We start from the raw sequence: 13,339 nt of genomic DNA on the forward strand, positions 1-13,339 counted from the left end.
GCTGACCTGAGCCTGTGGCCAGATCCGCCGTGTTTCCGCGCTACGAGTCGTCTTCGTTGCGTACCGCGCTGCCGGATACGGGCCCGGGGGCGTCGAGGCCGAGGCCGTGGTGCATCTGGTCGGCGATCCAGGCGGTGTACTCCTGCTCGCTCCAGTTGCACGCCCGCACCAGCGACCGGTAGTGGGAAGGATCGTTGAACACCCACACCACGTCGACGGCGCGTTCGTGATCGAGGCCGTGCGGCCCGGGTTCAAGTGCCTCGATGAGATCGATCACCATGGTGGCTCCCGCGCGCCGGTTGCGCTGCATCGTCTCCCATAGGTCGGCCAATTCGGCGCCCTCGTCGGCGGCCCGCCGCACCACCTCGAAGACCTCCGCAGCGCGTCCGCCGATGATGCGGCAGACCTCGGCGTAGGCGTTCAGGACCGCTTGTGGAGTCCGTGCTGCGCGCACTGGCCGGAACCAGGGGCGCTCTGCTACCGGCACGGGTTCGTCGTCGCCCGCGAGTGCCTGGTCCACCACCTCGCGCAGCAACGCGGCCTTGGAACCGAAGGCGGCAAAGACGGTCGGCCGCGCCACCGCCGCATCCGCGGCGATGTCGGCGAAGGAAGTGGCCGCGTAGCCGCGGGCGACGAAGAGCCGGGTCGCTGCCGCGACGATCGCCTGCCGGGTCTGCCGGGCTCGCTGGTCACGCAACGGCGAGTCGTATCGGCGCCGCCCGCGGCCGGCCGCACTGCTGTTGACGCCCATAAACCGACATACTAGCGTCATATTAACTAGATGGCGTCTATCCAACTGGGAGGCGGCCATGTCGTCCGTCAACCGTCCCTACGTCCTGGCCGGCGCCGAGGGCCAGGCGCTGTGGTTCCTCGGCAACCTCGTCACCGTCAAGACCACGGGAGCACAGACCAGGGGCCGACTCACCGTGGCGGAGTTCCTCAACCCGGCCGGCTTCGCCCCGCCCCTGCACCGGCACCTGGAGGAGGACGAGATGTTCTACGTCCTGTCGGGCACGGCCCGCTTCCTGTGCGACGGAGAGGAACTCACCGCCTGCCCAGGGGACTTCGTGCTTCTGCCGGTGGGTCTGCCCCACACGTTCGTCGTAGGCCCCGAGGAACCCTTGCGCTGCCTGCAGATCACCACACCGTCCGGCTTCGAGGACTTCGCCACGGACGTCGGCGTCCCGGCCCGCGAGCGCAGGCTCCCCGACGCGGCGCCGTTCGACCCCGCGGCCCTCGGGCACGCCGCGGCACGCCACCACATCGAGATCCTCGGCCCGCCACCGAACAGCCACACCAGCGCATAGCCACGCGGGCGCGACAGGGGCAGGCCGCGGCGGCGAGAGGCGCCCGCGCCAGCGGGGTGCCCCTCCCCGCGGATGCCCGCACCGGTATGAGTGGGGAGGCTGCCCCGCGAGTGGGCGCCAGGACCCTCGATGGGGCACGGCACGACGGGCCGTCACCGCCTTCCTCCCCTCGCCTGGGTCTTCACCTGCACGTTCGCTGAGAGTTCCTATACGAGAGATGCCAACAGAACTCAGGCTGGCGTCCGGGTCGGATGATCATCACGCACGTCGCGACTGCACTCGCGGCGCTCTCCGGCGACTGGCCTGGCCCGGGTATTGGCCATGTACGAAGGTGACAGATCGCATCCGGAGCCGGGGCGCGGCGACCAACAGCCGCTCCTGCAGGTGGGTGGCGGTGATCATTCCGAGGAGGCGCATGCCGTCCTTCTGCTCCTGCACGGCCGCTACGAGAGGGCTGGTCGCTGTTCTGCTCGGTTCTCCTGTCGGCCATGAGCTTCGTTGCGGCGGCCGGGTTCGCCAGCTGCCGGCGGTATGTCGTATGGCTTGTCCGTCCGGCAACGATCTACCTGAGCGAACACCTGCACAGCGCAAACAAACATACGAGGCGCTGCGCGTCACAGGAGCCGCTCGATCTGCCGCAACTCCTTGCGGACGCCGGGCAGATCGGTGCGGTTCCGGTCGAGGACGACGTAGAGGAAGAGACCTTCGTACGTGCGGCGGTTCAGGAGCCGGATGAGGTGGTACTCGGTGTCCAGGGTGATGAGGATGTCCTCCAGCTGTGTCGGTGCGTAACCGACCAGGTCCAAGGCCGAGAGTTTGGCCCGTACGACGTCCGTGGCTCCGCTCGCGGCTCGATCGAGGTCGAGGCCGTCCGGCTTGCCGAGACTGCCGAGCGTCATGCGGCTGACGTAGTCGACGACCGCGACGCCGAGCGCGCCGTCCAAGCGCATCGCCCAGTGCAGCGCGATGGTGATGGCGGACACGGTCAGTCCCCTCGTCGTACGGTGCGGAGCCGGTGTTCCGGCCATCTTTGCATCGTGCCACGATTCGTGGTGGCTGGCCCCGGCAACGGTTGAGCAGGTGCACGGCGCTGAGACTGGACCGGGTGGGACACGAGGGCTGCCGCCAGGCGATGGAGATCACCCGGGCCGCCGTGCACCGGGATGTCGGCCAGGGTGCCGCGTGGGGGCCTTGAACATCCTGGCAATTGCCGGGCCGATCTGGCTCGGAGACAACGGCTCGGTCACGAAGAAGGTCATCGAGCGCCTCTACGGCTGCCCCGGTCTGATGAACGTCCGCTACAGCCTCCAGCACCTCGGCTACACCATCCTGCCGCAGGCCGACGTCGGCTGGATCGCTCGGTGGGCTCCCGACCGTCGTACCGGGACCCCGGTTCGGGTGATCCGCAGAACGACTTCACCAACCGCAACACACCTTCATGACCTGGAACCTGATGCACCTGGCCGCCATGCTCTAGCGCGCCAAGGGCATCCCGCCCACGGCAACCAGCGCTCGGAGTGGGACGCGGGCTGCCGCTCCGAGGCGCCGCCCCTGGACAAGCGCTGGGGCCTTAAGCGGTCAGTGGTATGCCGCGTTCGTCGGCGAAAATGCGTCGGCACTGGCCGTTGCAGAAGCCGTAGAGAGTGTCCTCGAATTCGAGGGTGAGGTCGGTGGAGTTCAGGTCGACGGTCATGCCGCACACCGGGTCGATGACCGTGCCCGGGGGCAGGCCGGCGGTGGTCATGTCCGCGATGGCGTCGCGGTGCGGGGCGGTCATGTGCTGGATGAGGTCGAGGCTGCCCATGGGCCGTCCGCACATGCCGAGGCTGCCCTCGGCGATGCCGACGACCTGGACGAGAGCGTGCGGCTGGTCGCGGAGCCGGTCGGGGGCGCGGCCCGCCTCCGCTTCGGTCTCGGCGAGCGCCTGGGTGAGGCGGTCGATGGCGTGGGCGCTCAACTCCTTGCGCCAGGCGGTCGGTGCGCTGACGCGGACGAGATAGCGGGGCGGGTCGGATGGGTCGACGGGGTGGCGGTCGCCTGTGATCCAGGCGGCGGGTTCGTGGATGAGGACGTGGGTGAGGGCGCGTGCGGAGTCCATGACCGGCTGTGCGTGGGCGTCCTCGGTGCCCATGAGGGCGTCGATGAGCCGCCTGCCGAGCCGTTGGTGTTGTGTCGGGTCCAGGACACCTGCGGGGGCGAAGAGTTCGACGACAATCATGGCTCCATGCTCGGTCGGCGGGCCGCGGTGGTCGTCGTACCGGGGGAGCTGATTGCGGCTACTTCGGGCGGAGTGGCGGACTACTGCGGCGGGAGTACGACGCCCGTCATGCGCCGGTGCGGACGCGGCTGCGTGTCTTGATCCGGAAGATCACCAGCCCGATGGTGGCGAAGGCGGCTGCCCAGGCCAGGCCGAGCGCGAGGTGGTTCCACAGCGCGGTGTGACCGAAGGAGCCGCCGACGGCGAACTGCATGGGGCCGAAGGACGGAAAACACTGAAGGACGGGCTTGTTGGCGAGCGGGTTGCCCAGCGGGTTCTGCAAAAAGGTGTCCATCAGCCCGCCCATGATGATCAGGAAGAAGCCCTCCAGGTCGTGCTTGACCAGGACGCCGAGCAGCAGGCCGAGTGCGCCGTAGGCGAGTGCGATGGTGGTGAAGCCGGCGTACACGGCGAACCAGCCGCCGGGGCCCGGACGCCAGAAGGGCAGCACGGCAAGCACGGTGTAGAGGGCGATTCCTCCGGCGACCACGGCGATGGCCAGGGATTTGGCGCCGATGAGGGTGCTGTGCCGGTATCCGGAGTAGACCAGGCGCCGGTCGAAGGCGAGGGCCTTGCGGACGGCGTCGAAGACGACGAACCCGGCGATCATTGTGACGGAGTTGAGTCCGGCCGAGATCAGCGTGAGGTGGCCGCCGTCGATGTGCAGGACCTGGCCGGTGGCGTAGAGCTTGAAGTCCAGTGTGGTGTGTCCGGCCAGGGCGTCCATCATCAGGTACCAGGCGGGGACGAAGAGGACGAGGAGCAGTGCGGCGAGCCGGTTGCGGGTCTGGTCGCGCACGCAGAACCGCAGGGCGGTGGGGAACTGGCCGTACAGCGGCCGGGGCCGGAGGGCGTCAGGCGCCGACATGGTGGTCCTTTCTCGACGTCGTGCGCGGGGCGAGCCGGCCGTCGGTGAGGTCGGCCAGCAGGTCGAAGCGGTCCTGTTCGAAGACGAGGTGGGTGATGACCACGATGGCCCTGCCGCGGGTGCGCAGGTCGTCGACCAGGTCCCAGAACCGCAGATAGGTGTCCCAGTCGAAGCCCTGGTACGGCTCGTCCAGGAGCAGGACGTCCGGGTCGTGCAGGAGAGCCAGGGTGAGGTTGAGCTTCTGCCGGGTGCCGCCGGACAGTTCACCGGCGAGGGACGCCTCGTACTGCTCGTAGCCGAGGAGGCGGACGAGTTCACGGCCGCGGTCCAGGTCGGGCAGGCGGTGGGCGGCGGCGAAGTAGCGCAGGTGCTGCTCGACGGTGAGGCTCGCGTTCAGGACGGGGGCCTGCGGGCAGTAGCCGAGGGTCCCGGACAGGACGACCTCGCCGCGGTCCGCGGGCAGGGTGCCGGCAAGAATCTTCAGTAGCGTCGACTTGCCGGCGCCGTTCTCGCCGACGACGGCGACGAGTTGCCCCGGGGCGACGGTGAGGTCGGCGCCGCGCAGGACGGGGTGTCTGCCGTAGGACTTGTGGAGGTCGCGGGCTTGAAGTACGGGTGGTGGTGCGGGCGTTGAACCTTGCGCCATGGGCGGTCTCCCTAGCGTGCGTCTCCTGGTGGTTGTGGTGGTGCCGCGGTCAGCCCGCCCGCGTAGACGCTGAGCATCTCCGGGGCCCAGCGGGTCATGCCGTCGGTCGACAACGGGTCGGTGCCGAGGACTTCGGTGAGGCGGTCACGGAGCAGGAACAGCGCCAGGTCGTTGGCGAGAAGGAAGGCGGCGCGCACCGCCGGGTCCCGGCCGGGGGCGGCCAGCCCGGCCGCGACCAGGCCGTCCAGTGCGGCCCGGCTCAGCTCGTACAGCCGCCGGAAGAGCAGACGTGCGGCGTCCGTGTCGGACAGCAGCAGTCGGCGGAGGTAACCGGGCAGCGGCGAGTCGGCGGGCAGGTGCCGGGCGAACGCCTCGCTCAGTGAGCTCGCCCCGGCGCCGGGGTCGAGCAGCTCCGCGCCGCCTTCGCCCGTCAGTTCGCCGAGCATGGCCTCGAAGACGTCCAGGACGTGCTGGTCGACCTCTTTACGCAGGCCGTCTTTCGAACCGAAGTGGTGCACGACCAATCCGGGAGAGACACGGGCGGCCGCGGCGATCTGCCGCAGTGTCACCGTCTCCGGGCCGCCTGCGGCGAACAGGCGCAGGGCCTCGTCGCGGATGATTGCGCGGGTGGTCCGGTCGTCGCCGATTGAACGCATGGTCAGAATACTAAACAAACGTTCAATGGACGTCCAGGGCGCGGTGCGAAGGCCCGCTGTTTCCGCCGCGTCTCACCCGGTACCGGCGCTGCGCTGGGGCGTGCCCGCGTAGGCCGGTGTGGTGGGCAGGCCGGTCGCTGTGGGTGCTCCGTCCGGCACCACATCCTCGGACTGCTGCGAGGTGGCGTCGCCGGGGGTGCCGCCGGAGGAGCCAGGGCCCGCAGGCCAACGGGATAGGGCGCCGATGGCCAGCACGGCCGCGGCGATCGCGGCGAGGACACGGCCCACGCGTCGGCGCCTCGCCCGTGCGTCCATGTCCCGCCATGCCGGTCCGGGCCACCGGTCCTCCGGTTCCCACGCCTCGCCGACCGTGCCCGACGAGGCCGGCCCGAGCGCACGCGGGTTTCCTCGGCGGTCCTGTCGTGCGCCCTTCGGTTCGGCCGACTCGGTGCGGGCCCCGGCCGCCCGCTCGTGCGCGGAGGGTTCTCTGGGCGCGGAGGCCCGGATGGCCCGCTCGGTGTCGTCGAGGAACCTTCGCCATACGGCGTCAGGGATGGGCGGAACACCACCGCCGTCGTCCGGTGTTCCGCTCCGGTCTGGATCTGTGGTCGCCACGATGTCCCCTCTGCTCGCCTTCTTCCGGCCGACTGCAGTTCGCGGTCCGCGGCAGACAGCGCATCGCCGGGGTGCGCGGCCTATGAGTGCAGCCCAGGAGATTACGGCGTGGGACCTGTCGGCGGCCGGTACGTCGCCCCCACTCGCGATGACATGCCGTTCACTCCTGGGTGCGGGTGACACCGGTCGCCGACCTGGCCCCCGAACGTAAGTCTTGCACAGTGCAAAATATGATCGCCAATACCTTGGGCGGTTTTGGCCCGGACTTGCATACACGCCGCGAACGAGGGTCACAGCGGTCGAGCCCCGGGACCTGCGTCCAGGCGTACGAAGGGGACGGACCGGCCGGCCTCTCGGAACCCGGCATCGGTTCCGTCGGCGGGAAGGCCCATGAACGCGCACAGGCGGCGAGCGGTCCGTGGACGGCGGCGGGCGTAACGGGCCATGATCTCGGCGCCGTCGTCGGGTGTGAGGAAGCGGGCTGTGACGGCATGATGGCGGTTGCCCACCTCGATGACGGTCTTCGGCTCGGCGCGCAGGTTGCGGTACCAGGCCGTTTTCGGGCCGAAGCCGGACGCGACGGTCCAGTTACCATCATCCGGCTCGTATTCCACCACCTCCAGGACGACGCGGCGGTCGAGGCCGGTGACGCGGCCGGTGTGATGCAGCAGGAGGAGCCGGCCGCCGAAGATCCATCCCAGTCCGCAGCGGAAGACAAGGATCGGCAGGCGTGCGAGGAGCCGCCGCCAGCCGACGGGGGGTTGGGGGCGATCCGGTGGGGTGTGTCTGAGGGGCATCTTCGCCTTTCGGATCTCGGACATGTCGGCTCTCGGCCTCACTTGGGTAAAGGGCTGGCCCGCGAGTCCCTTCCTCGCACGGGACCTTTGCATAGTCTAAAGGCGGGGAGGGGTGTCTGTGCCACAAGCGATCGGACGGCTCTCGAGCGCTGGAACGTCTGTGGGAGGACGTATGACCGTGGAGAAGCCGACGCAGGGTTCTGTGGTGCTGTCCTGGATGCCGGTGGCGGTCATGGCCGTCGTGGCCGGAGCGGATGTCATCGCCGGTCCGGGGGTGGGACTGCTGCCGCTGGTCTCGCTCGGACCGGCTTTCTCCGGGCTGGTCGGTGGGTGGCGGCGTACGGCCTTGATCGGCGCGGTGGCCCTTGTCCTGTGCGTGGCGCTCGGGCTGTACGACGGGCTGTTCGAGGAGCGGCGGGGCTTCACCGCGATGGCGTCGGTGGCCGGTGTCACCGGTGTGGGCGTCGCCGCCTCCGTGACGCGCTCACGCCGGGAGGCAGAGTTGGCCAGTGTCCGCTCGATCGCGGAGGTGGCTCAGCGGGTGCTGCTGCGCCCGGTGCCGCGGACCGCGGGGCCGCTGCAGGCGGCGGTCTCGTACACCTCGGCGGTGGCTGAGGCCCGCATCGGGGGTGATCTGTACGAGATGGTGGCCTCGCCGCACGGGATCCGCGTGATCGTGGGCGATGTGCAGGGCAAGGGGCTGGCCGCGGTGGAGACGGCCGCCGTGGTGCTCGGCGCCTTCCGGGAGGCCGCCCACGAGGCGCCCGACCTGATCGGACTCGGCGAGCGGCTGGAGCGCAGCATGGCCCGGGAGCTGGAGGGCGAGAAGTTCGTCACCGCCGTTCTCGCCGAGATCGGCTCGGACCAGGGGGTCGTCTTCCTCAACTACGGTCATCCCGCCCCGATGGTGGTCCGTACGGACGGCAGCGTCGATTTCCCGCAGCCGCCCGCGTACGCCCTCCCTTTGGGACTGGGCGCGCACGGTGGCGAGGCGCCTCAGCCCTATCGGGTGGACTTCGCGCCGGGCTCGCAACTGCTGCTGTACACCGACGGTGTTACCGAAGCCCGGGACGCGGACGGCTCCTTCTACCCTCTCGGCGAGAGGGCGGATCTGCTGAAGGAGCCCGACGCCGGCCGCGCTCTGGAGGCCCTGCGCGAGGACCTGGTCCGGCATGTCGCGGGGCCGCTCCACGACGACGCGGCGATGCTGCTGTTGCGCTACCACGGTCATGGGGAAGGAAAATCTGTTCCCATCCGGTGAGGGGCCACCGCCTTCGGCAAGGTAAAAAGGACGCATGCCGGAGCGTGAGAAACCCGCGGGGACGATGGACGACGTGGACGCGGTCACTCGTGCGGTGCTGACCGCGTCGCGTCTGCTGGTGGCGGTGTCCGCCCGGTCCCTCGCCGCGGTTGAGGAGCGGGTGACACTGCCGCAGTTCCGCATGCTGGTCGTGCTGTCCACCCGGGGTGCCACCAAGCTGGTTGCCCTGGCCGACCTGCTCCAGGTGGCGCCGTCCACCGCGATGCGGATGGTCGACCGGCTCATCGCGGCCGGGCTCGCCGACCGGCAGACCAACCCCGGAAACCGTCGTGAGACCCTGCTGCAGCTCACCGAGGAGGGCCGGCGCACCGTCGAGGACGTCACCGCCCGGCGCCGCGCCGAGATCGCCGCGATCGTCGAGCGGCTCTCACCGATCCAGCGCCTGGCGCTCGTCGAGGCCCTGGGCGCCTTCAACACGGCAGGCGGCGAACCCCCGGCTCCCGGTATGGACGACCCCGAACCGCATCCGCTCGGCTGGGTCGTCGACGGTGTGGCGGCGCACGACGCCTGACGCCCTTCCCGGCCGTCCCTCACGATTCCCGGACGACTCTTCTCCTGATCCGGAAGATTTTGCATAATGCAAGAGAATCGTGAAGGTCGGCTGTGCTGCACTGCTCCGGCCGTGCGCCCGACGTGCGGGATGCCGGTCGCGGAGTGCGTCTGCGAGCTGTGGAGTCGGCAGTTGCCACGAACGGGAAGAATGTGGGGATGTGACGCGCGTGCGCCAGAAGCGTCATCACTCGTCCCCGTTTGAGCGTCACCTGACGGCGTACTTGCGCACCTCTGTGTGGGGCCCGGCGGAGTTCGTCGGGCGACCACCCTGGTGGCTCGTGGGAGAGGGACTGCTGGCCGGGGTCCTCGGTGCCGGGGCGATCGTCGGTGCGACACTCTTCGGCGCCTGGACGGGCAGGCCCGCGCTGGCCGATGGCGAGGCGGGCCTGGTGTGCGCGGGCGCGCTGGCGCTGTATCTGTCCTTTGCGGGGGCCGGACGCGCGCTGATCGGCATTGCCGCGCTGCTCGGTGTGTGCCTCGCGCTGCAGGCCCCGCAGGCGGCCGCCGGGATAGTGCTGGCCGAACGGGGGAGGGTGCAGTCCGTGGTGGTGACGTCGATCGAGGACGGCCGGGCGGCGGAAGGCGGGCACGCCCGCTATCTGTGTTCGGTGGAGGGCTCCGACGGCGTCCCGCTCAAGGTGCGCATCTGGCGTGGCTGCGGAGAAGCGACCCGGCCCGGCGACGCGCTCGCCGTCGTGGCGGATCCCGAGGGACGGGTGCCCCGCGCGGTGCGCAGGCGGGGGCCGGTGTGTCGGGGCCGCTGCGTGACCTGGCGCCCTGGGTCGCAGCCCTCGTCGCCGGAAGCCTGATCGCCGTGGTCCGCTCCTACCGGCTCTCCGGCTCAGCGGAGACCGTGATCCCTCCCGGGGCCGGCGAGGCCGGCCGCCGCTGATCAGCCGGCCGCAGGACTCGGCGTCGGGGAGGCGGTGTTGATGTTGAGATCCGGGCGCTGGGTGAGGACGACGATCGGTGCGCCCGGCTGGGGAGCGGGCGGGGTGACCTGATCCTTGGGGAGCTTGGGTGGCGTGGTCTGCTGGAAGTTGACCTGGTCGAAGTTCACGACACCGGTCCTCTCCAGTACGGTGATGTGGTCGAGGACGGTGTCATTGGCCAGGTCGGCGAGCTGACGCACGAGGGTGTTCCTGGTGGTGGCGCGGATCTTGGCGATGGCCGGGAAGATCTGTCCGTGGGTCACGCGCATGATGTTGGCGGCGGTGGTGTCGAACTGCTTCCCGGACTCGGCCGCCGAGGTCTGTACGAACTGTTCCTGCTGCGGGGTGGCCCGGTTGGGAAGCGTAATGTTCAGCTGAGGTGCGATCTTGCGGCACAGCTCGTCGAGTCCGGCGTGGCCCACGACGAGGTGCTTGCCCGCTTCCCGCATCTCCGGCGTGGACCCCTTCTGCACGGCCAACTCGCCCAGCGGGTACTCCCACAGTCCGGCGGAGCGTACCTTGACGACGAAGTCGCGGTCGCCCTCGGTGAGCGGGCCGTACTGGGTACTGGCGACGATCCGGCTCGGGTCGCTGGACACGGTCTGCACGCCGAGCATGGCGGGGTAGACGAGCGCGGTGAGAGTCAGCCCGAGCGCGCCGACCACGACGACGGATCCTGCCGTGTTGCGGGAGATGGGCATGCGGCCTCCAGACGTGAGCGGCTGGTACGCCAGGGGGTACGGACAGGCCGGGACCACCGATCATTGCTCTGAGTAAAATTTGCATGGAGCCTTATGAGGTGCGTCACAGGCCCCGAGATCATCTGACGGTGGGATAGGGGGACGGCGAGGGCGTTGTGGCCGGGCCCGTCGGCACGCCCTCGGTCGGCAGACCGGGGGGCACGGTGAGGGTGACCACGGGCGCCCCCGGCTGCGGCACTGGTGGTGTGACCTGGCTGGAGGGGAGCTTGGGCGGGGTCGTCTCCTGGAAGATGACCTGGGTGAAATTGACGAGCCCGGTGTTCTCCATCTGTGTGATGTGATCCAGGACCACGTCGTTGGCCTGGTCGGCCAGTTGACGCACGAGCGTGTTCTGGGTGGTGGAGCGGATCTTGGCGATGGTGTTGAAGATCGAGCCATGGGTGACGCGCAGGATGTTGGCGAAGTCTGAGTCGAACTGCTTGCCGGTGTCGGATTTGAACGTGTCCAGGAAACCCTGCTGCTGCGGAGTGGGTTGGTTGGGGATGGTGATGTTGAGCTCGGGTGCGATCTTGCGGCAGTTGGCGTCGAGTGCGGCGTGGCCGATGACCAGGTGCCGGCCTGCCTCGCGTACGGCGACGGTTGTCCCCTTCTTCATGGCCAGGCCCCCGGAGGGGCCCTCCCACAGCCCGGCGGAGCGGACGAAGACGACGAAGTTGCGGTCGGCCTCGGTGAGCGGGCCCCATTGGGTGCTGGCAATCACGCGCGACTGGTTGCTGGACGCGTTCTGAATCCCGAGCATGCTCGGATAGGCCAGGGCGGCGAGCGTGACGCTCAGTGCGCCGCCCACGAAGACGGTTCCGATCGTGCTGCGCGAGACGGGCATCGTGCCTCCCGGTGTGGACGGCGAGTACATCGGCAAGTACGAGCCGACAACGGAAAGAGAATCCTTGCTCCAGGTAAAGCTTGCACTATGCCAAGCTGGCTTCTGCGGGGGTTTCGCCTCTCAATGAACCCGCAGGCACCGGGCCTTCGGCAGGGTGCCGCTGCCGTCCGTGGCGACGACCGTGTACCAGCCCGGCGGTACGAGTGACGGGTGGTCGGGGGTGCGGACGGTGAGTGACACGGTGGTGTGGCGAGCACATCCGGGCTACGGATCGCTGGTCGAAGCCTGTGACGCGGGTGGCCGATCCGGGCCGCATGAGGCGGACTCGGGTGATGCGGGCGGGCGGCAGGGAAGCGGAGGATGACCTCGGCACTGCGCTCGACGTCGGTCGTGTCGCGGGGCTCCAGGCGAGGGCGGGTGCCGTGGAAGAGGTAGGGCGGTGAGTAGACCTCGACGCGCTGCTCGAAGTGACCGGGGCGGGTGTCGGCCTTGTCGGAGAAGAGGGGGCGGAGCCGCAGATGGCGACGCGGCGGTCCGGTAAGAGCGGGCCCCTGTGTGGTGGTTGCCGCCGGTGGTGGGGTCGCCGGCCGGGGTGAAAGCGTTGGCCGTCAGGCCGAGGGCCGGGGGTGTGGCCATTGTCGGCAGATCCGTAGCCGACGTCGGAGCCGGTGTAGAAGATCTTCCGTCTGCCCGGTGAGGAAGAAGGACGGGTAGGTGGGAAGCAGTGGGGGCCTTGGTCCAGGTCCTGGCCGCCGGGTCGTAGATCTCATTCGCCTTGGAGGCGACGTGCCCGATGTCGTCCAGGCGTGAGACGGCGAGCACGCGGCCCGTCGGAGAGCGTGGTCAGGGCCGGAGACCGGCGGGCTTCGCTCATCGAGCCGACCTTGGTGTACTTCTCGGTGCTCGGTCGAACTCGTAGGCGTCCTCGGTGCCTTGGAAGTCCTTACATGCCGATGCCGAGCTTGTTGGCGATGGCGTAGAGGTCGTCGGCGTCTGCCCCGCAGGCGTGGATGACGTATTGCTCTGCGGGGTTGGTGATGCCGAGTGCACCTCCCGCCACGGCATCGACGAAGACGCGGGCGTCGCTCGCGGTGACGGTGACGTTGTCGCCCCGGGCAGTGGGCGTCTTCCGCGCGGCCGGCACGTGCAGGGCGAACTGCGAGCGGTACTCGACGCCGACGGGGGAAGCGGAAGACGCTGCCCTTGAGGAACGCGCGCGCCTCGTCCGGGTTCTCGTTGGCACCGCCCGCGCGCGTCACGTCGCCCTTGAGCACTTCGTGGTGGCCGGTAATGCCGACGATGACGATCTTGCCGTTGGGCAGCTGGGTGTGGCCGCCATGCAACAGGTCCGCCGGGGTGTCGATCTTCTTGAGAGTGTCGGCGGCCGGGGCCCGCAAGGTGCTTTTGAAGACACCGCCCTCGAAGTGCTTGACGTCGTCGCCGCTGCCAGTGATGAGCGGGACCTTCCTGGTATGCAGCAGGACTGCGTGATGGAGTTGAGTTGGTACGTCTTCGGGAGCACGGAGAGCGCCCAGTGGCCGTACCTGGCTTTGTGCTCGGGCTGGTTGATCTCGTAGCGGTGGCAGCGTGCTCGGCGAGACGCGCCATCGCCGTGGCGTCAACTGCGACGACGGCCGCCGCTCCGAGCAGGGTCGTGAAGGTCGTGAAGTGTGCGGGTCGCCTGGCCATCGGGGAGTGCCTCCGCGGCGGGCGGATCGGGCGCGGACGTATCGACGACTGCCCCGCAGATCCGCCGGACTCGGAGCGGCACACTCACTTGCGTGATGCAAAATGATCCGATGTG

At 69.4% G+C, this 13,339-nt stretch carries 16 protein-coding genes and 1 pseudogene; 6 read left to right on the forward strand and 11 right to left on the reverse strand.

Annotated elements, in window-relative coordinates; translation table 11 throughout:
- Positions 1-40: 40 nt before the first annotated feature.
- On the reverse strand, positions 41-751 hold the full coding sequence (locus MQN93_RS03895; protein ID WP_242708286.1) for a TetR/AcrR family transcriptional regulator: 711 nt from the start codon (positions 749-751) through the stop codon (positions 41-43).
- 58 nt (positions 752-809) lie between these two features.
- On the opposite strand from MQN93_RS03895, the gene MQN93_RS03900 reads away from it, so the two are divergent.
- Positions 810-1,307, forward strand: coding sequence for a cupin domain-containing protein (locus MQN93_RS03900; protein WP_242708287.1), 498 nt, complete (start codon positions 810-812; stop codon positions 1,305-1,307).
- Between the two features lie 614 nt (positions 1,308-1,921).
- On the opposite strand, the gene MQN93_RS03905 is transcribed toward MQN93_RS03900, so the two are convergent.
- Positions 1,922-2,257, reverse strand: a complete 336-nt coding sequence (locus MQN93_RS03905) for a hypothetical protein (protein ID WP_242708517.1) — start codon at positions 2,255-2,257, stop codon at positions 1,922-1,924.
- Between the two features lie 229 nt (positions 2,258-2,486).
- Between MQN93_RS03905 and MQN93_RS03910 the strand changes: the two are divergent.
- Positions 2,487-2,870, forward strand: a pseudogene (locus tag MQN93_RS03910) (flavodoxin family protein); the annotation flags it as partial.
- Between the two features lie 7 nt (positions 2,871-2,877).
- On the opposite strand, the gene MQN93_RS03915 reads toward MQN93_RS03910, so the two are convergent.
- The 6 genes from MQN93_RS03915 to MQN93_RS03940 form a co-directional block, all read right to left on the reverse strand.
- Positions 2,878-3,525 carry a YHS domain-containing protein gene (locus MQN93_RS03915; protein WP_242708288.1) on the reverse strand — a complete coding sequence of 216 codons (648 nt, stop codon included), beginning with the start codon at positions 3,523-3,525 and terminating at the stop codon, positions 2,878-2,880.
- 106 nt (positions 3,526-3,631) lie between these two features.
- Entirely contained in the window at positions 3,632-4,432 is an 801-nt protein-coding gene (locus MQN93_RS03920; RefSeq protein WP_242708289.1) for a hypothetical protein, read from the reverse strand.
- The gene (locus tag MQN93_RS03925) at positions 4,419-5,078 is read right to left on the reverse strand and encodes an ABC transporter ATP-binding protein (protein WP_242708290.1); all 660 of its coding nucleotides are present in this window, start codon (positions 5,076-5,078) and stop codon (positions 4,419-4,421) included. The genes MQN93_RS03920 and MQN93_RS03925 overlap by 14 nt, the downstream gene beginning before the upstream one ends.
- Before the next feature lie 11 nt (positions 5,079-5,089).
- Entirely contained in the window at positions 5,090-5,734 is a 645-nt protein-coding gene (locus MQN93_RS03930; protein WP_242708291.1) for a TetR/AcrR family transcriptional regulator, read from the reverse strand.
- 72 nt (positions 5,735-5,806) lie between these two features.
- Positions 5,807-6,349: a hypothetical protein gene (locus MQN93_RS03935; RefSeq protein ID WP_242708292.1), complete on the reverse strand. Its 543-nt coding sequence runs from the start codon at positions 6,347-6,349 to the stop codon at positions 5,807-5,809.
- A 290-nt stretch (positions 6,350-6,639) separates the two neighbouring features.
- On the reverse strand, positions 6,640-7,170 hold the full coding sequence (locus MQN93_RS03940) for a nitroreductase family deazaflavin-dependent oxidoreductase (RefSeq protein ID WP_242708293.1): 531 nt from the start codon (positions 7,168-7,170) through the stop codon (positions 6,640-6,642).
- A gap of 148 nt (positions 7,171-7,318) precedes the next feature.
- On the opposite strand from MQN93_RS03940, the gene MQN93_RS03945 reads away from it, so the two are divergent.
- The 3 genes from MQN93_RS03945 to MQN93_RS03955 all read left to right on the forward strand — a co-directional run bounded on the left by MQN93_RS03945 (position 7,319) and on the right by MQN93_RS03955 (position 9,828).
- On the forward strand, positions 7,319-8,407 hold the full coding sequence (locus tag MQN93_RS03945) for a PP2C family protein-serine/threonine phosphatase (RefSeq protein WP_242708294.1): 1,089 nt from the start codon (positions 7,319-7,321) through the stop codon (positions 8,405-8,407).
- Between the two features lie 34 nt (positions 8,408-8,441).
- Complete coding sequence (locus MQN93_RS03950) at positions 8,442-8,978, forward strand: MarR family winged helix-turn-helix transcriptional regulator (RefSeq protein WP_242708295.1); 537 nt, start codon at positions 8,442-8,444, stop codon at positions 8,976-8,978.
- Between the two features lie 319 nt (positions 8,979-9,297).
- Positions 9,298-9,828 (forward strand): hypothetical protein, encoded by a 531-nt coding sequence (locus tag MQN93_RS03955; protein WP_242708296.1) that lies wholly within the window; start codon positions 9,298-9,300, stop codon positions 9,826-9,828.
- An 83-nt stretch (positions 9,829-9,911) separates the two neighbouring features.
- Here MQN93_RS03955 and MQN93_RS03960 read toward each other — a convergent pair whose 3' ends face one another.
- From MQN93_RS03960 to MQN93_RS44350, 3 genes are all read right to left on the reverse strand, one after another.
- A complete protein-coding gene (locus MQN93_RS03960; RefSeq protein WP_242708297.1) occupies positions 9,912-10,652 on the reverse strand; it encodes a DUF4142 domain-containing protein in 741 nt (246 codons plus the stop codon).
- 118 nt (positions 10,653-10,770) lie between these two features.
- A complete protein-coding gene (locus MQN93_RS03965) occupies positions 10,771-11,535 on the reverse strand; it encodes a DUF4142 domain-containing protein (protein ID WP_242708298.1) in 765 nt (254 codons plus the stop codon).
- 943 nt (positions 11,536-12,478) lie between these two features.
- Positions 12,479-12,679 carry a hypothetical protein gene (locus MQN93_RS44350; protein WP_330281632.1) on the reverse strand — a complete coding sequence of 67 codons (201 nt, stop codon included), beginning with the start codon at positions 12,677-12,679 and terminating at the stop codon, positions 12,479-12,481.
- On the opposite strand from MQN93_RS44350, the gene MQN93_RS03970 reads away from it, so the two are divergent.
- Positions 12,627-13,112: a hypothetical protein gene (locus MQN93_RS03970; protein WP_242708299.1), complete on the forward strand. Its 486-nt coding sequence runs from the start codon at positions 12,627-12,629 to the stop codon at positions 13,110-13,112. The genes MQN93_RS44350 and MQN93_RS03970 overlap by 53 nt on opposite strands.
- Positions 13,113-13,339 lie beyond the last annotated feature (227 nt).

It is taken from the genome of Streptomyces spinosisporus (genome assembly GCF_022698145.1).
GTDB lineage: Bacteria > Actinomycetota > Actinomycetes > Streptomycetales > Streptomycetaceae > Streptomyces > Streptomyces spinosisporus.

Bases quoted from the DNA above. Each gene is read 5' to 3' on its own strand.
- MQN93_RS03895 (WP_242708286.1), bottom strand. From the start codon at position 751: ATGGGCGTCAACAGCAGTGCGGCCGGCCGCGGGCGGCGCCGATACGAC.
- MQN93_RS03900 (WP_242708287.1), top strand. From the start codon at position 810: ATGTCGTCCGTCAACCGTCCCTACGTCCTGGCCGGCGCCGAGGGCCAG.
- MQN93_RS03905 (WP_242708517.1), bottom strand. From the start codon at position 2,257: ATGCGCTTGGACGGCGCGCTCGGCGTCGCGGTCGTCGACTACGTCAGC.
- MQN93_RS03915 (WP_242708288.1), bottom strand. From the start codon at position 3,525: ATGATTGTCGTCGAACTCTTCGCCCCCGCAGGTGTCCTGGACCCGACA.
- MQN93_RS03920 (WP_242708289.1), bottom strand. From the start codon at position 4,432: ATGTCGGCGCCTGACGCCCTCCGGCCCCGGCCGCTGTACGGCCAGTTC.
- MQN93_RS03925 (WP_242708290.1), bottom strand. From the start codon at position 5,078: ATGGCGCAAGGTTCAACGCCCGCACCACCACCCGTACTTCAAGCCCGC.
- MQN93_RS03930 (WP_242708291.1), bottom strand. From the start codon at position 5,734: ATGCGTTCAATCGGCGACGACCGGACCACCCGCGCAATCATCCGCGAC.
- MQN93_RS03940 (WP_242708293.1), bottom strand. From the start codon at position 7,170: ATGTCCGAGATCCGAAAGGCGAAGATGCCCCTCAGACACACCCCACCG.
- MQN93_RS03945 (WP_242708294.1), top strand. From the start codon at position 7,319: ATGACCGTGGAGAAGCCGACGCAGGGTTCTGTGGTGCTGTCCTGGATG.
- MQN93_RS03950 (WP_242708295.1), top strand. From the start codon at position 8,442: ATGCCGGAGCGTGAGAAACCCGCGGGGACGATGGACGACGTGGACGCG.
- MQN93_RS03960 (WP_242708297.1), bottom strand. From the start codon at position 10,652: ATGCCCATCTCCCGCAACACGGCAGGATCCGTCGTCGTGGTCGGCGCG.
- MQN93_RS03965 (WP_242708298.1), bottom strand. From the start codon at position 11,535: ATGCCCGTCTCGCGCAGCACGATCGGAACCGTCTTCGTGGGCGGCGCA.